Here is a 21,423-nt window from a genome sequence, read left to right on the forward strand (position 1 = left end):
GCTGTAGTCTGTCATATCTTCCGTTAGAACCGGAAGTTATACGTAACAGACGGGATGGGTTGCCCAAAGATGGATAGCTTGTACCCATTGATAAAGCCATTTTCCGACTTGAAATAAACCGAATAGACATTGCGCCGACCGGTCAAGTTATAGATGGCGATGGTCCAGAAACTATGCGCCAGTTTCTTTACCTTATGATTGCCTTCGATGTTCATGGCAAAGTCGGCGCGGTAATAATCGGGTATCCGGTACTGGTTTCGTTCAGAGTAAAGCAGCCGCTGGGCACCGTCGAGGGTGTATTTCGATACGGGCAGTGTGATCGGACGTCCGGTGCTGTAGGTAAAGTTCAGCGACAAACTGAATCGACGGTTGATTTTGTAGTTGCCAATCATCGTAAAGTCATGCGGCTTATCGTAATTGCTGGGGTAATAAGCGCCCTGATTGATGATTTCGGTGTTGTTTAATCCGTTGGTACGCAGAAGCGTCCGGGCGTAGGTGTAGCTGAGCCAGCCGTTTAATTTTCCCGTCGTTTTTTTGACCAGAAACTCAATGCCGTAGGCTTTACCCTGCGCGTTGACCACGTCTGTTTCGATGTGTTGATTAAGAAACAATACGGCACCGCTGCGGTAATCCAGCAGATTTTGCATCGTTTTGTAATACACTTCAACGGACGTTTCAATGGTATTCGTCCGGTTGTTTCGGTAAAAGCCCAGCGCGTATTGGTCGCCAATCTGCGGTTTAATGTTTGGATCGCTTAATTTCCAGATGTCGGTTGGGGCGATAACCGTCGTGTTGGACAGCATCTGAATGTACTGCCGCATCCGGTTGAAGCTCGCTTTGATCGATGCCGTACGCGACAAGGCGTAGCGCAGCGATAGCCGGTATTCAGGGCCGTGGTACGTTTGAATAGCCTGATTATTCCCGTAAGTCAGCGTATCCGTGATGGTATTTACCGTTCTGGGTAAGCCCGGCGCGTACTGAAAAACGGACTTCGCTCCCAGGTAGGTGTACGCCGAATACCGTAGCCCACCGCTAATGGACAGCTGGTCGGTAATGTCAAATTTGTCACCGATGTACACGGCATTTTCGATTCCCTGTTCGCTCGGAACCACATCCGGAAGAATCAGCGATTCGCGGCCACGCGGCTGGAAATTACCAGGCGAAAGTTTATAGTACGTTGAGCTGATGCCGAAATCAACCGCGTGCTGGTTGCTGGGAAAGTAATTGAAATCCGCTTTGACTTGGGACTGACTTAGTGCAAAATTCAACTGGTAGGCATTAACCGGATTTTTCTCGCTGGACACGCTGTATTTGTAACCACTATAGCTGCCCGTAAAAACGCTGTACAGCTTATTATTGACGATGTGTTTCCATTTCAGCGTAGCCGTCTGGTTCTGGTACTGGTAAGTCGTATCGCTGTTAAGTCGGAAGTTGTCCTTGCTGAGATAGCCGGTTAAATAAAGCGTATTTTTTTCATTGACGTCGTGCGTGACGTGCAGATTCAGGTCATAAAACGAGGCCCGGCTGTTGTTGAACGATGAGTTGGGTAGTTGCTTCAGCAACCAGTCGGAGTACGTCGAACGGCCACCGATGATGAACGACGTTTTTTCTTTGATCAGGGGACCTTCCAGCGTTAGCCGTCCCGTCAGTAGACCGATACCACCCGAACCGACCAGTTTTTTCTTGTTGCCGTCACGGGTTTGTACGTCCAGAACCGACGATAACCGGCCCCCAAACCGGGACGGAATGCCGCTTTTGTACAACTCGGCGCTTTTGATGACATCGGGGTTGAAGGCCGAAAAAAAGCCAAACAGGTGCGACGTATTGTAAATGGGTGCGTCGTTGTACAAAATAAGGTTCTGATCGGTAGCGCCCCCGCGTACGTTCAGCCCCGTTGAGCTTTCACCCACCGATTTTACGCCTGGTAGCGTCAGGATAACCCGCAGCAGATCCGCTTCGCCCAGGGCTGTCGGAACCTGACGGATGGTTTTGATGTCGACCCGTTGCTGGCCCATCTGCATCCCCGATACGTTGACGTCTTTTTCGGCTTCGATCACGACCTCTTTCAGGGCAATGACGTCGTCCTCCATTTCCACATCCAGCTTACCATCGGCGTAAAGAATCACCCGGCGTCGGGTATCTTTCATCCCGATACTACGAAGTTTTAGATCATGCCGACCGCGTGGCAGCGTGATCGAATAATAGCCAAACTGGTCGGTTACGGTTCCAACGCGGGGATTCTCGATGTAAACAGCCGCCCCAACAATCGGCTCTCCCGACGAAACGTTTCGCACTGAACCCGCAATGGTCGATCGACCGGGCCGGATTGGGTTTGTTCGCTTGCCAACCTCGTAAATCTTACTTTCGGATTCAGCGCGTTTCTTCGTGCCCAGCGTTAAGTAAGCGTTCGCTGTTGAGTCGTTATCGGAAGAACCCCCGCGAAAGTAGCCGATGGGTAACTCCGTTTGTATGGGTCGGTCAAGCGTGATGTAAACGCGCTGGTTGGGATCAATAGCGAAAAAAAGCCGACTGCCTTCGAACAGCTGACGCAGTATAACCCGTAGCGGCTGGTTCGTAACTTGCAGATTAACCGTCAGGCTATCCACATCACCAGGATTGTAGAAGAACCGGTACGGCGTGTTACTTTCGATCTGTTTGACGAATTGCTCAAAGCGATTATTCGTAAAGTTGCCGCTAAGCAGAGGCTCTGTTTTTTGCTGTCCCGACACCTTACCGGCGAAGCCAATCAGGATAAGAACGGGCAGGATGACACGGTAGAGTTGCTGCATAGTCAATGCGTTAATGTTTCGTACTGTTGGACAATCGCTGTTATTGCCTGTTCGCGTTGCTCGTTGAATTTTATCTGGTTGGCACGCAGGTATTTTTTCAGCGGAGCCGTTTGCCCTGGAAACAAAGCCAGCACAGACCGTTTCTTTTTGACTTCATGATATACGCCGTCTTTCACGATAAAATAGCGGTCTTTGACCAGGTAGTTCGCTTTGTAAAAACCACCGCTGATGTCTTCATGAACCGTCTTGATTCGCTTCGCCAGCACCTGAATCCGGCCACCGTGCAGCACCTGATAAAAGCCGGTACGAACGCCTGCGGCACTATCGCCCACAATACGGGCAAACTGGTACGGACCAAACGAAAACGTGCTGATTTGCTGGCTATGGGGACGTATCCGAAAAATGGTTTCGGGCATTTTGATGGCCAGTTCATCGCGGACGACATCATAGAGCATCAGCACATCGTGATAAGCGATTCCATTGTAGGTAATCGACCCTGACTGCAAGCTATCCGTTGCAAAGAAAGGATGAACTTTTACGCGGTAGTCATGCTGAATGTATTCGTGGCCATTGTACAAATGACTTCGGTCGATCAAGGCATTTTCGTAAGCATGAACGGCCTGATTCTGAGCCATAGCCAAAAAAGAACTATCTGAGCTGGCCGTTTGACCGAATACACTCCTGGCAAGAAATAGCAAAAGAAAAGCGATCGCTCTGTAGGGCATGGTAGCTTGGTGGTGACTTACCGACAGGTAAAATTCTGGCTAAATAAGCCATTTTTTAGATTAACCGAGCACTAGAGTTTTTATACGGAAACATAAAAAAAGTCTCTTCTTAAAAACGGGGCGCTTTTAAGAAGAGACAAATGCGGTTGTTTTATAACCCGTCTGGTCGTTATCCCTGATCTACACCCTTTTGCAAAACGTCACGGATTCCCGGCAACTCGGCTTCTACAGCCGTGATATACTGCTCTAACAACGGAGCAACCTCGGTAATATCTTTTCCGCCTTTCACCAGGGCTTCAATGCGTAAGTTTAGTTCCGTGACTTTACGGAGTCCCATCATCATGGCGGGCGCTTTCTGCGTGTGGAGCGTGCGACCAATGGCCGGAACATCCTTCTCGCTCAGACCCTGTTGTAACTGCTTGAGTTCCTCAGGCGTTTTGTCGAGATAGATTTCGAGCAGTTCCAGCGCCAGTTCCGGATCGTTGCCAACCGAATTCAGCAAGGGCTCGATTGAAAAAGACGTGGGATTAGTCGGCGGGGCTGGTGCTGGTGGCGCTGGCTGGGTAGCTCCAGCGAGCGTTGGCTGACTGCCTTCGCTGAACCCGTAATGAAGGATCATCCGTTTCAAATCCTCCATCTGGAAGGGTTTGGGCAGAAAATCGTTCATGCCAGCCTGGAGGCACTGCTCACGTTCGCTGGCTAGCGCATGGGCAGTCATTGCGATGATCGGAATGGTGCTGCGCAGGGTTGTCCGGATATGCCGGGTCGTCTGGTAGCCATCCATCACCGGCATCTGAATATCCATCAGCACCAGATCGAAAGATTTCTTTTGCAGCATATCCAGTGCCTGCTGCCCATTTTCGGCCAAATCGGCTTCGTAACCCAGGCGTTTGATTACTTGCAGAACCAACTTCTGGTTCATTGGATTGTCTTCCACCGCCAGAATCGTCAACGATTTTTTGGCGGTTTCTGCTTTTGCCAGCGATGGGTCAATGGTCTGGAGAATCGATTCCGGAGCTACTGGATAGGTAAGTTCAAGCGTAAATTCCGATCCTTTGCCGAGGGCGCTGTCTACCTTGATCCAGCCACCCTGCATCTGCGTGAGCGACTTTACAATGTTGAGGCCAAGGCCCGTACCGCCGTAGTAGCGAGTCGTAAAGTCGCTGGCTTGCCGGAAACGCTCAAAGATGTGCGGTAAGGCATCGGTGTCGATACCGATACCTGTGTCTTTCACCGTAAACTGGACACGCACCGACTGGTTGGTTTCTTCCTGTTTGGTAATGCGGGCGGTTACCGAACCTTGTTTGGTAAATTTGATCGCGTTACTGAGCAGGTTAAGCAGAATCTGCGTGAGTCGGGTCGGATCGCCTAGAACCAGCGCGGGTAGGGTCGGATCAATGTCAAATACCAGCCGTAGGTTTTTATCGCTCGCTGTTGGCTGAAGCATGGTCTGCAACGAAGCCGCTAGCGACCGAATACTAAACGGTATCGACTCCATCTGAATCATCCCCGCTTCGATCTTGGAGATATCCAGAATATCGTTGACAATCGTCAGTAAGTTCTTACCCGCCGTCTGAACAAGCTTCACAAATTCGGCCTGCTCTTCGTTCAGGGGTGTCACTTCCAGCAGGTTCGAAAAACCGATGATGGCGTTCAGCGGAGTACGAATTTCATGGCTCATGTTGGCCAGAAAATTCTCTTTGAGCCGGGCGGCCTGTTCCGCCATTTCCTTGGCTTCCTGAAGCCGGACCTGCGACTGCACCCGATCGCTGATGTCGATGCTGGACGAAACGACATACTGCAACTGGCCGTCTGCGTCGTAAACCGGACTGGATGAACTTAACAACTGGATGACTTTGTCGCCAACCTGTAGCTGCATATCATCGACCTGCGATGTTTCGCCCCGCATGGCCCGAAAGATAGGACGCTGTTCGAGAGGGTACGTATTTCCGTCCGGAAACTGACTGATGGCTACCTGACTCAGCATGTCAGAATAGGAAGTCAGTCTGGTCGCGCTTCCAAACATACTGGTAGCGGCCTGATTGGCGTAATACAGTTTGCCATCTTTGTTGACGACTGCGATGGAAACGGGTACCGCTTCGAGAAACCGTTTGAGTTGCTGCTCGCTCAGGGCGAGTTGCTGGTTGAGTTTATTCGCATTCTTGAGCGTCTTGAAAAGCAGGTAAATCGCCCACAGAATCATCGCGAGCGCGGCTACTGCACCGACGATACTGCTGTTGGTGGCGTAATCGGCGGATTGCTTACTGGCAGCCGCGCGAACATTGAGTAGCTCGTTTTCAATCGCTTCTACTTGCTTAAGCTGATTAAACAACTGATCGCTGAAGCTCATGAACGTCTGTACCGAATCCAGTCGCGCCAGCCCCTTCGCCGAGTTGGCCTGTAAAAACAACTGCTTGCCGTGAGCCAGTTTCTGATCGAGAAGCCGGGAGATCGTTTGCAGCCGCTCTTGCTGAAACCGCTGATCGGTGGTGAGGTTAGTGATTTCCTCAACCCGCTCTTTCATACGCCGAGCGTTTCGGTCATAATCGGCCCGGAAGAAAGGGTTGTTTTTGCTCAGTAAGTACCCGCGCAGGTCATTGTCCAGGCTCGTCAGATAAGCCTGAATCTGTTGGGTTTTTTGAAGGACAAGGTGCGTATGAATGAGCCAGTTATTCTGTTCAACGAGCCGTTGGGTGGTACGCTGAGCATTGATACCGATCAGGATTGGGATTAACAGGCCAACGGCCAGAATCCAGCCAATTCGCTTTGTAGACTTCATACGTTGGTAGCTGGCTGGTCGATCATACGTAGCATAAAATTGTTAGGTAGCAGTACTATCATGGTAAGTCAGTGGGTCAATAACCGAGTAGGCAACGAATGTAGAACAATTCTTAAACAAATGGTATAGAATATATGAATGTAAAATTAAGTAAATAATAAGTTAAAGTTTTACGCCAAAACAGAATAGTTGTTTTGAACAGATTCGAATAGGTAATTTTACGTTAGCTGATCAGCTGGCTTTCGTGTATTCCCGCAAAATTGCCGTTGCCTATCCGGGGTACGCCGTCCCTTTTTTTCGTTTCTTTGCTGTATGCAACAATACCACGACTTATTACGCCATATTCTGGCTACTGGTACCCGCAAAACTGACCGTACTGGTACAGGTACGATTAGTGTGTTTGGTTACCAGATGCGCTTCAATTTGCAGGATGGCTTTCCTCTGTTAACGACAAAAAAGGTTCATACAAAGTCAATTATCCACGAATTGCTTTGGTTCATTAAGGGCGATACGAATATTAAGTACCTGAAAGACAATGGCGTTTCGATCTGGGACGACTGGGCTGATGAAAATGGTGATTTAGGTCCGGTGTACGGGCGGCAATGGCGGAGCTGGGCTACCACTGATGGCCGAACGATTGACCAATTGAGCGATGTACTAAAGCAACTCAAAAATTCGCCCGATTCGCGCCGGATGATCGTGTCGGCCTGGAATCCGGCTGATGTACCGGGGATGGCGCTACCGCCCTGCCATGCTTTATTTCAGTTTTACGTAGCCGATGGTAAGTTGTCATGCCAGCTGTACCAGCGTAGCGCGGACGTATTTCTGGGCGTTCCGTTCAATATTGCTTCGTACGCCTTACTGACCATGATGATTGCGCAGGAATGTGGACTGGAGCCTCACGAATTTATCTGGACCGGTGGCGATACGCATTTGTACCTGAATCACCTGGAGCAGGTTGAAACGCAGCTATCCCGCGAGCCGCGCCCGTTGCCGACCATGCGTCTGAATCCAGCCGTTCGGTCAATTTTCGATTTTGCCTACGAGGATTTCACGCTGGAAAACTACAATCCGTACCCAGCCATCAAAGCGCCGGTCGCTGTTTAAGTAAGAGGGGAATGGAGTACTACAACCAGGTGTTTGAGCCGGCGGACGAAGCTGTCGAGCGGTGGACTGACCAGGAATTTGAACAGTGCGTATTTAAAAAACTGGATTTCTCGCGGGGTTCATTTGCCGGATCGAGCTTTGTCAACTGTCGCTTCGAACACTGCACGCTGACGGGCGTAGAGCTAAAAAATGCAAAACTTTACGACGTTCGCTTCGCCAACTGCAAGCTGACACACGTGGACTTTGGGAGTTGTAATCCGTTCGGGTTTCACGTCGATTTTAAGGACTGTCAACTCGATTACACGGTTTTCCTGAATCGGAAGCTCAAGAAAGCTCAATTTATCGAGTGTTCACTAAAGGAAGCGTATTTCCTTAAATGCGACCTGACCGGAACGGCCTTTAAGCACTGCAATCTTGAACTAACCAAGTTTGAAGACAACAACCTAAGTCAGGTCGATTTTTCCAGTTCGTACAACCTTGAAATCAATCCAGATACCAACAAGCTCAAGAAAGCCCGGTTCTCGTTGCAAAGTCTGCCCGGTCTGCTGACCAAACACGATCTCATTATCAGTCACTAAGCTAAGTTGCCCGGCAGTGCAAACATTTCGTGCTGCCGGGCAACTTAGCTTAGGGGTGTGGTATAGGCTATTTTGTTAGTAGTGACGGGCTAGTTTCTGATACTCCTCTTCAATCATATCGCGTTCGCTACCCCGGCGAAAAACGGTAAAGTAATGCGAAGCCAGACCAATGCCCCAGCCAAGCATGGGAAAGATAGGCCAGGGAAAGAAAAAGTTGGCGCGTATCGGATGAAAGGTGAACGTACTCACCGCCCAGATCAGCCAAAGACCAGCGTTAACGATTAAGTAAGAACGTAGGTGCATCCGAAAGCCGACGCGGGCTTTTGCTTGTTTCCAAAGAATAGGGTCGTGTTGCGTTTCCATGATCGGATAAGTATGTAAGGTTAAACTGAGTTGCTTCGTTGCGATTGTGTGTCAAAGGTAGATCGGCTCCTTACAGATCAGAATTACTTTCCGACGAACCTACCTGTCAGCGGTGCTAACGACCTGATTAACCCGATGAAATACCGTATCCCCGGATGAATGTTCGGCTGGTTTTATCCAGTTAGGGTAATGACGATACAGCAGTAAGCCACCCAGAATAAACACACCGTTAGCCGCTCCCATCGTAACCCACCAGAAATACGAAGGTGGAAACAGACGATAGGTGCTTTCGACAACGAAGGCTGCGTACAGACCCGTAACGGAAGCACCCATACCGAGGTAGTGCCACCGGAGCCACGATGGTAGGGTTGATCGCAGACTAATTGATCCGAGTCCAATCAGTAGTGCAACTACACTGCCAACGGCACCCCAGTGAATAACGCCGAATCGTCCGAAGAGGTAATAAATCTGAAAAGCCGTTAGCAGGAGCACAACCATACCCGTCACATAAAGCCAGCCCGCAAGCCGATGCACTGCCGTTCCTTTCGGTTTGAAAAGAATGTAGGTACCTGTGCTCATGGCTAGCAAAGCCGCAGTCAAATGAACGATACTAACAGAAGAATGCAGGACTGTATTCATCCACTCCAGCGCGATAAATAATAGTATGTACACTGTTTACTTTTTTGCCGCAGAAGTGTTGTAATAAAACAAGCCAACAGTCCGCTTAATGGCCGGTTCGGTAGATTGGCGCTAGGCGCAAGAAGACTAGATCCGGTCAAATGCCTAACTTGCAGCGTGAATTCTTTTATTACTATGACCAATTCCGAAATCGTTGATCTGCTCGAATTGACGGGCCGATTGATGGAACTTCATGATCGTGACGCTTTCCGGACGCGCGCTTTTCAAACGGCTGCGTTCAACCTGGATAAATCCACCGCCGATTTAAGTAATCTGTCCGCCGATGAACTGGTTAAGCTACCGGGTGTTGGCAAAGCGGTAGCGGGTAAAATTCGGGAAATCGCGGAAACGGGTCATTTGGCTGAGCTGGATGCTTTATTGGCTGAAACACCCTCCGGCGTGCTGGATATGTTTCGGATCAAAGGGCTAGGCGTCAAGAAAGTGCGGACCTTGTGGCAGGAGTTGGGCATCGACAATCTGCGCGACCTGCAACTGGCGGGAGAAAACGGGCAGATCGCAAAAATCAAAGGATTTGGTGCCAACACGCAGGAAAAGATTTTAGCCGCGCTGGAGTTCTTGCAGGAGCAACAAGGGAAAGTCCGCATGGACAAGGCCGCCATGATTGCCAACATGCTCCGGGACGAACTGGTCAAGCATTTTGAACGGGTGGAAATTAGCGGTCAGGTACGCCGGAAAGCGCAGGAAGTCGACGCGGTGCAGCTACTCATTCAAACCAGCGATCCCATTTCGGCCATGCAGATTCTGGCCGGTCTACCCAATCTGCAACAAAACGAACTTGTCTCATCGCCGTTCACCTGGCGGGGGCAGCTTCAGGGTTTTGATGTGCAGGTTGAGTTGTTGTTGTATCCCGCCGAACAACTAGATCGACAGTTGTTTATTCAAACAGCAGCTGATCCGCATTTACAACAGGTTGGCAATGGTGGGTTTTCGCTCTTGCAAACCGCACAAACGAATGTCAATGTTGCTGCCGAAGCCGAATTGGAATTGGAGGAGGTAGAGAAAAGCATTTACGCGCGGGCTGGATTGCCGTACATCGTTCCCGAAATGCGCGAAGATGATTTTGCCTTTCGCTGGGCCCGGAGTCATCGGAACGACGAACTGGTGACCTGGGAAGACCTGCGCGGAACGCTGCACAACCATAGTACCTGGTCGGATGGCAAGCAGTCGGTGGCTGGTATGGCCGCTTATTGCCGGGAATTGGGCCTGACGTATTTTGGTATCGCTGACCACTCCAAAACGGCCAGCTATGCCAATGGACTCGACAGCGACCGTGTTCGACAGCAGCAACAGGAAATCGACCAGCTCAATGCCAGTTTTGGGTTAGACTTCCGCATCTTCAAAGGCATCGAATCGGATATTTTAGGCGACGGCTCGCTGGACTACGACGATGCAATACTGGCTACGTTCGATTATGTGGTCGCTTCGGTACACCAGACCCTAACCATGTCGCTCGAAAAAGCAACGACACGCTTATTGAAGGCCATCGAAAACCCCTACACGACGATATTAGGTCATCCAACGGGCCGCTTGCTGCTGGCTCGCGAAGGGTATCCCATCGACCATCGGGCAATCATCGACGCTTGTGCCGAGCATCAGGTCGTCATTGAAATTAACGCGAGTCCTTACCGGCTCGATATCGATTGGCGGTGGATTGAATATGCTATGCAGCAAGGCGTACTGTTAAGCATAAATCCCGATGCGCACGACCTGGCCGGACTGCTCGATATGCACTACGGCGTAGCCGTTGGTCGAAAAGGTGGCTTAACCCGAGACATGACCTTTAACGCGCTGACATTAGCCGAAATGAGCGATTACCTACAAAAACGTCGGGAGCGCATACGTGCGTGAAAGAATTGCAGAGCGTCAGGGTATTAATAATGGATTAATGACTAGAAACAATGGGTAAATTGGGCAATTTATCTCTTTGTTTCATTGATATGTCATAGTTGTAGTGACGTGAGCCAATCCGCTCTGCGCTTCCTAAATCCGGCTCTATGCGTTTTTTACATGTACTGGTACTCTCGGTCTGTTTGATCAACGGGGCACTTGCTCAGCTACGGACGCCCCCGAAGGGACAAAACGCCACATTTTCTGCTACGGGCTACGTGCGGGACGCTAAAACCGGCAAGCCGATCCAAGGGGTCAACATTGTGGTTTTGGACGTATCCAAAGGCTACGTGACCGAAAAAGACGGTTTTTACATTGTGCCGTTGCCCCCTGGCAAATACATCTTGCGCTTTTCGCACGTGGGGTACCGAACCAAAGAGGATACCATCGTTCTCAATAAAATGCTTTTTCGCGAGATAACGATGGAGGACGATGCCAAAGATCTGGATGAGGTTATCGTAACCAGCGAAGCGCCCGACCGAAATGTGCGTAAGGTTGAAATTGGCGTCTCGCAGCTATCCATCCGCAGCATTCGGCGTATTCCACCCCTGCTGGGCGAAATCGACATTGTGCGTAGCCTGCTTTTGCTGCCCGGCGTAACCACCGTAGGCGAAGGGGCTCCCGGCTTCAATGTGCGGGGCGGTAGTGCCGATCAGAACCTGGTTTTGTTCGATGATGCCCCGATCTTCAATTCGAGCCACCTGATGGGCTTTTTTTCGGTGTTCAACCCGGATGTGGTTCGTGACGTAACCTTGAATCGGGGTGGGGTAGCCGCTGCCTACGGTGGTCGGGCTTCGTCGGTGCTGGATGTGAAAATCAAAGAGCCCAGTGGCGATAAGTGGGGAATCAATGGCGGTATCGGCGTCATTTCCAGCCGGTTGGGTGTCGAAGGGCCAATCGTTAAAAACAAACTATCGTTGCTGGCCGCCGGGCGCGTTTCGTTCAACGATTTTCTGTTTAAGCTGGCACCGCCTAATCTAAAAGATACAAAAGCCAATTTTTACGACCTGACCACAAAGCTCAAATACCAGCCCAGCGAACAACACACGCTGACGCTGACGGGGTATGTTAGCACCGATGTGTTCAAACTGGCGTCGGATTCGTTGTCGGGACAGGAGATCAACGCATCGTCAACTCAGTTTGACTACCAGACACTGACAGGCTCGCTGCGCTGGAACTACTTCATCAATAAGCAACTGAACCTGACAACATCGGCTATCTTTAGCCAGTACAAAGCGAATCTGTCGTCGCCCGATTCGTCGAATGCTTTCCAGCTCAAATCAGGTATCTGGCACCGGCAACTCAAATCGGACCTGACTTATACGCCCGACGAAAGGCACCAATGGCAGGCTGGGGTTAGCGCGATCGATTACCTGATTCAGCCGAACAGCCGGATTCCCGGTCCCATCTCGAACGTGCTCCCGATCGACCTCGCTCGCGAACGAGCGTATGAACTAGCGGCTTACATACAGGATGAATGGAAATTGAACGCCAATCTGGCCGTAGTAGCCGGGTTACGCTATTCGGCTTTGCTCAATCGAGGGCCGGAAACGGTGCGGGTGTATGAAGAAAACGGCCCCCGTCAGGACGAAACCGTCTCGTCGGAGACGACCTACGGAGCGGGTCGTATTTACCACTCGGCGGGTGGGCTGGAACCCCGGCTGGCTGTTCGCTGGTCGGTGGGTGAGGGAAAGGCCATCAAAGCGGGGTACAGTCGGCTCCGGCAATACATTCAGCAAATTACCAATACGACGGCTGCCTTGCCGACCTCACGCTGGCACCTGAGCGATAACTACACCAAGCCACAAATTGCCGATCAGTGGGCGCTGGGGTATTTTCACAATACCACCGATAATGTAATCGAAGCATCGGGAGAGGTGTATTATAAAACCTTAACCAACGCCATCGACTACCGCGACGGAGCCGAACTGCAACTGGCCCCGGCGGTCGAAACGCAGATTGTGCAGGGGAATGGCCGGGCTTACGGATTTGAAGGGTTGCTGCGCAAAAATAAAGGGCTCTGGAGTGGATTTGTCAGCTATACCTATGCCCGCACGTTGCTGACCATGAATAGCCCGTACGCTGAAGAACGGGTTAACAACGGTCAGGCTTATCCGGCCAACTACGATAAACCGCATACGCTCAACGCACTGGCTGTTTACCGGCCCTCCACCTGGTTTAGCCTTTCCCTGAATTTCACGTACAGCACGGGCCGACCCACCACGCAGCCGTCGGCGCTGGCGCGGGTGGGTGGCATTATCGTTCCTATTTATCTCGACCGAAATCAGCAGCGCGTTCCGGATTATCACCGGCTCGATTTTTCGATGACTTTTGACCAGAACCCGCTCAAGAAAAAACGCAACCAGAGCAGTTGGGTTTTCGCGATTTACAACGTGTACGCTCACAAAAATGCGTACTCTATCTTCTACAAGCTACGACCTACCTCCTTCGCCGATGCGTACAAGCTAGCCATTTTTGGAACAGCCTTTCCATCGTTGACGTATAACTTCAAGTTCTGATGAATCACTTTCGACTATTTCTATACGGGCTTGGCGTTCTGATGCTGGTTATATCCTGCGTCACCGAGTTTCAGCCTGATACAGTCAGTATACCACCCTCGTTGATTGTTGAAGGACAAATCACGGATCAGCCGGGACCGTACACGGTGAAACTGACGCGGACCGCTGACTATTCGTACAAAAGCCTGAATTTACTCGAAACAGGGGCTGTCGTAACGATTGAGGATAATCAGGGTAATCGCGAAACATTGTCTGAACAGCAACCGGGCGGAGTATATCTCACGAAAGTAAATGGAATTCGGGGTGTAGCGGGCCGAAGCTACAAACTGACGATTGCGACCCGAAACGGAAAACGCTACGAATCAGACCTAGAACTACTGCGAGCGGCTCCCCCGATCCAGAAGTTGTACTATGAGTATACCGTTGAGGGTAACTCGGTGGTGAGTGCCAAAAATCAGGGCTGGAATGTGTACCTGGATATGAAAGACCCCGAAACTACCGGTGATTACTACCGCTGGGATTGGGTTCATTACGAGCCGATTACAATTTGTCAGAAAAATCAATTTTCGGATGGTACGGTCCTGGGGGTGGCCTGTTGCTCGGAATGCTGGGATATTGTTCGTTGCTACAACTGCATCAACATAAATTCCGATGCCAACATCAACGGTAAATCGATTAGTCGGCAGTTTATCATGCGCGTTCCTTACAAGTCAGCCCTTAGTTATTACCTGGAAGTGCAGCAGCAGGCCATCAGTAAAGGAGCCTATACGTTCTGGAAACGGGTTGGGCAGTTGACCGCTAATACGGGCGGCCTGTTCGACGCGGCCCCGGCGAGCGTAGCGGGCAATATACGGTGCGTAAGCGACCCGGCTACCCTGGTTTTTGGCTACTTTGGCGCAACGGGTATTTCGGAACAATCGATTTATGTAGACCGGAAAGCGGGGCAGGGCGTACCCGACCTTGATTCGCCGATACCTGTGCCCGATCCGCTGGCCTGTGCAGCCTGTGAAAACAACCAGTTTCGAACACCGAACAAACCGCGCTGGTGGGTCTATTAAATGGTTTTGTTGCCTATTGGAAAAAGGCTATTTTTGTAGAAATATAGCGGATTATGACCCCCCCGGTAAAAATTCTCGTCTTACGCTTCTCGTCTATCGGCGACATCGTGCTGACGACACCTGTTGTGCGTTGCCTCAAATTGCAACTGCCGGGTGCCGAAGTGCATTTCTGCACGAAACGGTCCTATCAATCCATTATTGAGCATAATCCCTATATTGATAAACGCTTTTTTCTGGAGGATAGCCTGAACGACCTTGTTCGTCAGTTGCGGGCCGAGCAGTACGATTACGTCATCGATCTGCACAACAACCTGCGGACCCGAATCATTAAGCTACGGCTGGGCGTGCGTTCCTATAGCTTCGACAAGCTGAACCTGCGCAAATGGGTTTACGTTCGCTGGAAAGTGAATGCAATGCCCAACATGCACATTGTCGATCGCTACATGGCAACGGTGCAGCCGCTGGGTGTTCAAAACGACGGCATTGGCCTCGACTACTTTATTCCCTACAAAGACCAGGTCGAAAGCGATTGGCTACCTGAAACGCACCGTCATGATTATGTGGCCTATGCCATCGGTGGGCAACACGCTACGAAGAAACTGCCTGTAGCGCGGATGATTGAACTGTGCTGGAAAATCAACCATCCGATTGTGCTGCTGGGTGGTAAAGAAGACCGTGAAGCGGGTGATGAAATCGTGCAGGCAGTCGGCAGCCGGATGATTTACAACGCCTGCGGCCAATACAACCTCAACCAGTCAGCGTCGTTGCTTCAGGGCGCGCGGATTGTCTTTAGCCACGACACGGGCCTGATGCACATTGCCGCTGCGCTCAAGAAAAAAGTGTACTCGATTTGGGGCAATACCACACCCCAACTGGGCATGTATCCGTACAAGACACCCTACGTCGTGCTCGAAAAAACCGGGCTTGAGTGCCGCCCCTGCTCCAAAATCGGTTTCGAGCAATGCCCGCTCAAGCATTTTAAGTGCATGAACGAGCTTCCCTTCGAATTCGAAATTAAGGAGTTGCGCAAAAAGAAGAATTTCGAGTAGCTACTGTTGACCCGCCTTTTCTAAGCCTGCATCTCCGTCCTGATTCGCCGACGGCTCTTCATTCAACCAGACGACTTTCTGTTCGGGCGTATGCGTTTGCCCAAGAATGTCGCGGTATAGATCGGGACGTCGGGCATTGCGGTAGCGGTGACCACCGGCTTGCTGAAGCTTTTCGGGGGTACAAGTGGCCGTAACTACGTCATTGCCTAATTGCCGACACTCGGCAATGATGTCGCCGAACGGGTCCAGAATCATCGAACAGCCATTTTTCAACTGATCGTCGTCCATACCGATCGGATTCGCGAAAACGGTGTACACTCCATTGTCATAGGCGCGGGCGGGAAGCCATTTCATCAGCCAGGCCCGCCCTTTTAGCCCGTCAAACTCCATGCGAAGGGAAGTCGGGTCCGCTTCCCGGTTTTCCCACAACGCTGGGTCAACGAAGCCCGCACCGGGTCGGGGCGACGGGGTACACATGGTCACGTGGGGCATGAAAAGAATGTCGGCTCCCAACAAAGCCGTTGCCCGCACATTCTCGATGACGTTATTATCGTAACAGATCAATATACCGCATTTCCAGCCGAACAGATCGAAAACCACGTACTGATCGCCGGGCAGCAGATGCGAGTTGATGAACGGATGGAGTTTGCGGTATTTGGCAATGAGCCCATCTTTCCCGACGCACACGTACGCTTTAAACAACCGGTCCTGCTCATCCTTCTCGAACAAACCCGCCAGCACTACAATATTGTTATCGCGGGCGATGTTCGTCAATTCGCTAATGCTGTCTCCGTCAGGAATGCGTTCGGCCAGATCAAGCATCTGCTCCCTGGAGAGTTGTCGGGCGAAGGTATATCCCGTTATCGAACACTCGTGAAACGCGACGACCTGAGCGCCCTGGGCGGCTGCTTTGGCCGAGAGATCGCGGATAACGCCTAAATTGTACGCTTTGTCGCCACTTGCGTTTTCAAACTGGGCTGTTGCAATGCGAAGATTTTCCATGTTTACTGATTGTTGTTCGAGGCAAAGGTCAGTAACGGAGAAATCGGATAATTGTAAAAATCCGACAAATCATCATCAGCCCGAATATGTCGTTAACGGCATCAGATTGACTGCCAACCGTTGTGTATTCGCGCTATACTGTTTGGGTGTAATACCAACCAGGTGGGTAAACTCACGGATAAAATGAGCCTGATCGTAGTAGCCTGCGGAGTAAGCGAGTTGGGTCAGGCTAAACGCAGTGTTCGTCCGGTGCATCTTGAGGCAGCTTTGCAACCGGACTATTCGTGAAAATTGCTTTGGCTTAAGGCCCACGATCTTGTCAAACCGCCGTTCCAGACTCCGTTCGGTCATATTCAGATGCTGGGTCAAAGCCTGTACCGTGGCCGCTCCCTGTGACTGGCAAACGAATTGAATAGCGGCCTGAACGGAGGCCAGTTCGTGGGTAGCCGTTTGCCAGCGTGAGAGCAAAAATCGCTCGATTTGTCTGATGCGGTCGATGCTGTTGGTTTTCGTTCGTACCTGATCTTCCAGCTGTTTTCCTTCGTTGCCGAATACATCCGATACATCAACCAAAAAATTCGTCGTTGCTACGCCGGGCACGCCCGAAAGCGCATACAGTCCCCAGGGCTGTAACACAACGATCAGCATACCAATCTTTTTTCCTGAGATCAGATTATGGTATCGATCTATCTGGCCGTAAACAAAGCTGCTGGGTAACGTCGTATCCGGCTGATTGGTATTCGATTGCGTAAACGAATCCGCGTACGAGAAGACTAGGCCCGGATGCCCGTCGGGGAAAAAACGGTGATTACCCCCAATCGCTGCCTGATTCTCTATAACCAGATAGTGCTTGACGAGTCCACTAAGCGCAGGTGATGGCGACAGTTGCATACGAATCTCGGACGGGTTCAACGCGTTTCTAAAGCTTCACAGTCGGTGGTTGATTAACCGCGTCGAATGTAAAAACATCCGGTCGGGAATAATGCCCCACACAATCAAAATCCAGCTTGCTCTTCGCCAGCGTCGCGAAATCAAGTTCGGCGGTGAGCAGTCCTTCCCCATTCCAGAGCGGTCCCGCCAGGATTTCGCCCATCGGCGAGATAATCACGCTACCACCCCGACTCATCAGTTCCGGTTCGTCCGCTAACTCAGCCTGATACCGCTCGGGGTAATCTGATTTCTGGACAACCTGATTACTTGCCAGCACGAAGCACCGACCTTCCAGCGCAATGTGCTGCATGGTAGCCTGCCACGAGTCGCGGGCGTCAGCAGTTGGAGCCAGGTAAATGTCGACGCCTTTTTGGTACATCGCCATGCGGGCCAACGGCATGTAATTTTCCCAGCAGATCAGACCGCCGATCGTTCCTAGATCCGTGTTGAAGCTGACCAGCGAACTACCGTCGCTTTCGCCCCAGATGTATCGCTCCAGACCCGTTGGTTTCAGTTTACGATGTTTGCCCAGCAGCGAGCCATCCGGCCCAAAATACAACAACGAACAGTGAAGCGTACCGCCAATCGGGTCCCGCTCGGTTACACCGAGTGCCGTGAACAAGCCGGCTTCTCGAACGGCTTCGCTGATCCGGTGGGTATGAACAGAAGGCGCTTCAAGGCTGTTAGACCAGTAATCCAGCCACATGTCGCGGCCTTTGTCGGTTCGTCGCCCGACAATCGCGTCAAACGTCAGTCCTCGGGGATAGCAGGGAATAAACGATTCGGGAAACAAGAGCAACTGGCAGTGTTCCTGAGCGGCTCGCTCGATCCAGGAAATGGTTAATTCTACACTTTTTTCCAGATCGAACAAAGCGGGCGTAGCCTGCACCACGCCCACTTTTACAGTTTTGAAGGATGCCATCGATGGGAAAATTCTATTTAGTCCACACAGGAAAGGCTTCGCCCGCGCCAAACTCCAACTGATCGGCGGGTAACTCCATAAATGCATCGGCGTCCAGCAGATTCGCAAAATCGGCGGAACCCGAGCCGGGGAGGGGATGCGCTACGGTGCGCCCGTCGGGTTCGGAAGTAAGTCGGACCGGCAGAAAATAGGTAATGCTGGGCTTGAACGCAATCGATTTAGCCAATTGAGCATAACGCGCCGGAGATGCCGGTAACCCGAGCGACGACCGCAGGTAAGGAAGCACGTAGCGGTAACAGCACAAGACCGTTGAAACCGGATTGCCGGGTAAGCCAAAGACCGTTTTATCGGCGGTTGTGCCAAACCAAATCGGTTTTCCGGGTCGCTGCTCGATCTTATGAAATCGCTTCTGAACACCCAGGCGGGTTAGGACATCCGGAACAAAATCGGCTTTGCCCGCCGAAACGCCACCGCTCAAAATCAGTACATCGTTTTCGGCCAGCAGACGGTCTAATTGGTTTTTTAGTACCGTTTCGTCGTCAACAATATGATGCAACGTAGCGGTGATGCCCAGCGCCTGCAACGAGGCACGGAGCATGTATGTATTGGATCGCCGGATCTGGTAAGGCAGCGGTGTTTCGTCAACATCAACCAACTCGTCGCCTGTCGAAATAAGTGCTACGCGGGGCAATGCTGTAACGGATAGGGTAGCTCGCCCGACCGAAGCGGCTACGGCAATGGCCGATGGACCAAGCAACGTTCCTACCGCCAGGAGTTCGTCTCCCGCCCGGCGGTCGGTAGCGCGGGGGTGAATATGCTGCCCTTGTTCAATCGCATCAATCGTTATCGTTGCCTGATCGTCGGTAAGAGTTACGTCCTCGTAGCGAATCACGGTATCAACGCCGGCAGGAAGCATCGCACCAGTCATTATTTCAAGGCAAGCGGTGGTGTCGGTCAGTGTTTGCTGCGGTTGTCCGGCAAACTGTCGTCCTTGAACCGCAAACGTTCGCTGGCCGGATGCGTAAGCCGCAAACTGAATCCCGATGCCGTCCATAGCGACCCGGTCGAAGGGCGGAAAGTCACGGTCGGCATGAACGGCTGCCCGCAAAACGCGTCCCGTGGCTTCGGTGAGCGGAACGGTCTCTACGGGTAAGGACAGACTATGTTGTTGCGTAATGGCAAAAGCGTCGGAAACGGAAAGCATAGAAGACGATAAAATGAATCACAAGGTATAAGGAAAAATAGCGAGCTACAAACCCGATGACTGGTTACGAGCCGCCGGGGTGGCCCACGACTTGGCAATGCGTAGTCTGCTGCGTAAGTTTACCGGACGCGTCGCGATGTACGTATCAAGTTCCTTTCTCTATGCTTAGTTCTTCTGGCCGACCGTTGTGCATCATGGGTCATGTTGTGGATGATCAGGGTCGTCAGTCTGTAAAAACGATACTTGTCCAAAATGGGCGAATTATCGATGTTCGGAACGGTAAAGTACCCATTTCGCGACCGGATGCGATCCTGCTGGATTTGGCCGATCATGAGGTTGTGTTTCCGGGTCTGATCAATCTGCACGTTCATTCCGAATACAACATTTTTCCACTCTGGCAAAGCCCCGCGCTTTGGGGAAATCGCTTTCAGTGGCGAAACAATGAGCAGTACCTACGTGATATAAAACGGTTCAAGGATTTTCTGGACGCAAGCTGGCGGCAGGAGTCATTCGATTTTATTCAGCCCATTCTGCAATCGCTGGCTACCGAAAAGCATCTGGCCTTACGCAACCTCACGTGGCCCGTTGCGATGCGCGAAATTCAGAAAATGTACGGCGTCATTACCGAGTTGCAGGCTGTAGCCGGGGGAACCACGCTCATGCAGCAGACCATCCGGCTGGAAGCCGACGAAAACCTGCCGACATTTGTGATTCGTAATACAGGGCAACCCAGCCAATTAGGTATTGCCGCCACGCAGAAGGTGCTTTCCGTCGTTGATTTTGTTCGACCGGGACCTAACTTCGATGTGCCTGGTAGTCCAGCAAATGCGGCTGACGACACGTCGGACTGGCCGATGATGCAACACCCAAGTCTCGACGATTTTTTGAACTCCGTTCGGCAGGGTAATCATCGTTATTACGCCACTATCGCGCATCTGGCCGAAGGCCGGTCGGGGTATCTTCAGCGGGGTAAAGTGGACGGATTTAGTCGTCGGGAGTTCGCCGAATTACGCCGAATGCTGGCGCAGATCCCAGACAAAACGGCGCTGGCGAAAGCGAATCTGACCCTGACCCATGCGTGCGGACTGGATTACGCTGATCCTGGTACGCTTGATTTTCTGCGGGAAAACGGGATCAGTATCGTTTGGTCGCCGGTATCCAATCTGCTTTTATACGGCGATACCCTTACGATAAAAACGTTGCTTGATCAGGGCGTTAACGTTTGTCTTGGCTCGGACTGGGCTCCCAGCGGCAGTAAACACGTGTGGGATGAACTGAAGTTTGCCCGGTACTTCTGCGACACGTTATCCTTGAAGGTTGGTAATGATCAATTGTTGGCGATGGTCACTCAAAATCCGGCCAGGGCGTTGGGCGGAGTAAAATCCGGCTTGATCAAACCCGGCTATAACGCCGATTTTTTTGTATTGCGGAAGTCTTCGGCTGCTCAAACCGCACTGGACGCTTTGGTTTCACAGGATGATAGCGCCGTTCGATGCACGATTGTCAACGGACGGGTTGTGTACGGCGAGGAAGGGTTATTCGTTGATTCCCTGCCGGTTGATTACCAGCGGTTACCGGCGGGTGAAGGAAATGCAGCGGCCCGAAAGGTCGTTAGTATCAATTCGGCGCTTAACTTTAACCTGACAATGGCGTTATTACAGGTCAATGCGCTCATGATTCGGTACGCAACGGAAACGCTACAGCAACCTGCCTTTCAACGAACTCGCCTGCTGGCTGCCGACGACTTGCCTTATCAGGAACGCATCAACGCGTTAAAGACTTACGTAGCCGATCTGGCTAAACGCAACTAAT

At 51.4% G+C, this 21,423-nt stretch carries 16 protein-coding genes; 7 read left to right on the forward strand and 9 right to left on the reverse strand.

The genetic code is table 11. The features are described from left to right. Window positions 1-23: 23 nt before the first annotated feature. The 3 genes from M0L20_RS14270 to M0L20_RS14280 form a co-directional block, all read right to left on the reverse strand. Window positions 24-2,789 carry a TonB-dependent receptor gene (locus tag M0L20_RS14270; RefSeq protein ID WP_248477609.1) on the reverse strand — a complete coding sequence of 922 codons (2,766 nt, stop codon included), beginning with the start codon at window positions 2,787-2,789 and terminating at the stop codon, window positions 24-26. A gap of 2 nt (window positions 2,790-2,791) precedes the next feature. Further along, the gene (locus M0L20_RS14275; protein WP_248477610.1) at window positions 2,792-3,514 is read right to left on the reverse strand and encodes a hypothetical protein; all 723 of its coding nucleotides are present in this window, start codon (window positions 3,512-3,514) and stop codon (window positions 2,792-2,794) included. A gap of 169 nt (window positions 3,515-3,683) precedes the next feature. Beyond that, complete coding sequence (locus tag M0L20_RS14280; protein ID WP_248477612.1) at window positions 3,684-6,293, reverse strand: hybrid sensor histidine kinase/response regulator; 2,610 nt, start codon at window positions 6,291-6,293, stop codon at window positions 3,684-3,686. A gap of 312 nt (window positions 6,294-6,605) precedes the next feature. Here M0L20_RS14280 and M0L20_RS14285 point away from each other — a divergent pair, with 312 nt between their 5' ends. Continuing rightward, a complete protein-coding gene (locus tag M0L20_RS14285) occupies window positions 6,606-7,400 on the forward strand; it encodes a thymidylate synthase (RefSeq protein ID WP_232561592.1) in 795 nt (264 codons plus the stop codon). Between the two features lie 11 nt (window positions 7,401-7,411). Continuing rightward, window positions 7,412-7,978, forward strand: coding sequence for a pentapeptide repeat-containing protein (locus tag M0L20_RS14290; RefSeq protein ID WP_248477613.1), 567 nt, complete (start codon window positions 7,412-7,414; stop codon window positions 7,976-7,978). 75 nt (window positions 7,979-8,053) lie between these two features. On the opposite strand, the gene M0L20_RS14295 is transcribed toward M0L20_RS14290, so the two are convergent. Together M0L20_RS14295 and M0L20_RS14300 are read right to left on the reverse strand one after the other, a co-directional pair. Continuing rightward, entirely contained in the window at window positions 8,054-8,341 is a 288-nt protein-coding gene (locus M0L20_RS14295) for a 2TM domain-containing protein (protein WP_232561594.1), read from the reverse strand. 99 nt (window positions 8,342-8,440) lie between these two features. Next, complete coding sequence (locus M0L20_RS14300) at window positions 8,441-9,013, reverse strand: DUF2306 domain-containing protein (RefSeq protein ID WP_248477614.1); 573 nt, start codon at window positions 9,011-9,013, stop codon at window positions 8,441-8,443. A 141-nt stretch (window positions 9,014-9,154) separates the two neighbouring features. Here M0L20_RS14300 and M0L20_RS14305 point away from each other — a divergent pair, with 141 nt between their 5' ends. From M0L20_RS14305 to M0L20_RS14320, 4 genes are all read left to right on the forward strand, one after another. Continuing rightward, window positions 9,155-10,888: a helix-hairpin-helix domain-containing protein gene (locus M0L20_RS14305; protein ID WP_248477615.1), complete on the forward strand. Its 1,734-nt coding sequence runs from the start codon at window positions 9,155-9,157 to the stop codon at window positions 10,886-10,888. A 146-nt stretch (window positions 10,889-11,034) separates the two neighbouring features. Then, on the forward strand, window positions 11,035-13,446 hold the full coding sequence (locus tag M0L20_RS14310; protein WP_248477616.1) for a TonB-dependent receptor: 2,412 nt from the start codon (window positions 11,035-11,037) through the stop codon (window positions 13,444-13,446). Beyond that, complete coding sequence (locus M0L20_RS14315) at window positions 13,446-14,504, forward strand: DUF4249 domain-containing protein (RefSeq protein WP_232561598.1); 1,059 nt, start codon at window positions 13,446-13,448, stop codon at window positions 14,502-14,504. Before M0L20_RS14310 ends, M0L20_RS14315 begins: the two co-directional genes overlap by 1 nt. Window positions 14,505-14,557: 53 nt before the next feature. Next, window positions 14,558-15,553, forward strand: coding sequence for a glycosyltransferase family 9 protein (locus M0L20_RS14320; protein WP_232561599.1), 996 nt, complete (start codon window positions 14,558-14,560; stop codon window positions 15,551-15,553). Here the strand turns inward: M0L20_RS14320 and M0L20_RS14325 are convergent, their stop codons facing one another. The 4 genes from M0L20_RS14325 to M0L20_RS14340 all read right to left on the reverse strand — a co-directional run bounded on the left by M0L20_RS14325 (window position 15,554) and on the right by M0L20_RS14340 (window position 19,611). Then, on the reverse strand, window positions 15,554-16,555 hold the full coding sequence (locus tag M0L20_RS14325) for a nitrilase family protein (protein WP_248477617.1): 1,002 nt from the start codon (window positions 16,553-16,555) through the stop codon (window positions 15,554-15,556). A 75-nt stretch (window positions 16,556-16,630) separates the two neighbouring features. Beyond that, the gene (locus M0L20_RS14330) at window positions 16,631-17,446 is read right to left on the reverse strand and encodes a helix-turn-helix transcriptional regulator (protein ID WP_248477618.1); all 816 of its coding nucleotides are present in this window, start codon (window positions 17,444-17,446) and stop codon (window positions 16,631-16,633) included. A gap of 28 nt (window positions 17,447-17,474) precedes the next feature. Continuing rightward, entirely contained in the window at window positions 17,475-18,407 is a 933-nt protein-coding gene (locus M0L20_RS14335; protein ID WP_248477619.1) for a carbon-nitrogen hydrolase family protein, read from the reverse strand. A gap of 13 nt (window positions 18,408-18,420) precedes the next feature. Continuing rightward, entirely contained in the window at window positions 18,421-19,611 is a 1,191-nt protein-coding gene (locus M0L20_RS14340; protein ID WP_248477621.1) for a molybdopterin molybdotransferase MoeA, read from the reverse strand. Window positions 19,612-19,772: 161 nt separating this feature from the next. On the opposite strand from M0L20_RS14340, the gene M0L20_RS14345 reads away from it, so the two are divergent. Beyond that, window positions 19,773-21,422: an amidohydrolase family protein gene (locus M0L20_RS14345; protein WP_248477623.1), complete on the forward strand. Its 1,650-nt coding sequence runs from the start codon at window positions 19,773-19,775 to the stop codon at window positions 21,420-21,422. The last annotated feature ends 1 nt before the right edge of the window (window position 21,423 follow it).

Origin of the sequence: Spirosoma liriopis, from assembly GCF_023196085.1 — a bacterium.
Lineage (GTDB): Bacteria > Bacteroidota > Bacteroidia > Cytophagales > Spirosomataceae > Spirosoma > Spirosoma oryzicola.

Bases quoted from the DNA above. Each gene is read 5' to 3' on its own strand.
- M0L20_RS14270 (WP_248477609.1), bottom strand. From the start codon at position 2,789: ATGCAGCAACTCTACCGTGTCATCCTGCCCGTTCTTATCCTGATTGGC.
- M0L20_RS14275 (WP_248477610.1), bottom strand. From the start codon at position 3,514: ATGCCCTACAGAGCGATCGCTTTTCTTTTGCTATTTCTTGCCAGGAGT.
- M0L20_RS14280 (WP_248477612.1), bottom strand. From the start codon at position 6,293: ATGAAGTCTACAAAGCGAATTGGCTGGATTCTGGCCGTTGGCCTGTTA.
- M0L20_RS14285 (WP_232561592.1), top strand. From the start codon at position 6,606: ATGCAACAATACCACGACTTATTACGCCATATTCTGGCTACTGGTACC.
- M0L20_RS14290 (WP_248477613.1), top strand. From the start codon at position 7,412: ATGGAGTACTACAACCAGGTGTTTGAGCCGGCGGACGAAGCTGTCGAG.
- M0L20_RS14295 (WP_232561594.1), bottom strand. From the start codon at position 8,341: ATGGAAACGCAACACGACCCTATTCTTTGGAAACAAGCAAAAGCCCGC.
- M0L20_RS14305 (WP_248477615.1), top strand. From the start codon at position 9,155: ATGACCAATTCCGAAATCGTTGATCTGCTCGAATTGACGGGCCGATTG.
- M0L20_RS14310 (WP_248477616.1), top strand. From the start codon at position 11,035: ATGCGTTTTTTACATGTACTGGTACTCTCGGTCTGTTTGATCAACGGG.
- M0L20_RS14315 (WP_232561598.1), top strand. From the start codon at position 13,446: ATGAATCACTTTCGACTATTTCTATACGGGCTTGGCGTTCTGATGCTG.
- M0L20_RS14320 (WP_232561599.1), top strand. From the start codon at position 14,558: ATGACCCCCCCGGTAAAAATTCTCGTCTTACGCTTCTCGTCTATCGGC.
- M0L20_RS14325 (WP_248477617.1), bottom strand. From the start codon at position 16,555: ATGGAAAATCTTCGCATTGCAACAGCCCAGTTTGAAAACGCAAGTGGC.
- M0L20_RS14330 (WP_248477618.1), bottom strand. From the start codon at position 17,446: ATGCAACTGTCGCCATCACCTGCGCTTAGTGGACTCGTCAAGCACTAT.
- M0L20_RS14335 (WP_248477619.1), bottom strand. From the start codon at position 18,407: ATGGCATCCTTCAAAACTGTAAAAGTGGGCGTGGTGCAGGCTACGCCC.
- M0L20_RS14340 (WP_248477621.1), bottom strand. From the start codon at position 19,611: ATGCTTTCCGTTTCCGACGCTTTTGCCATTACGCAACAACATAGTCTG.
- M0L20_RS14345 (WP_248477623.1), top strand. From the start codon at position 19,773: ATGCTTAGTTCTTCTGGCCGACCGTTGTGCATCATGGGTCATGTTGTG.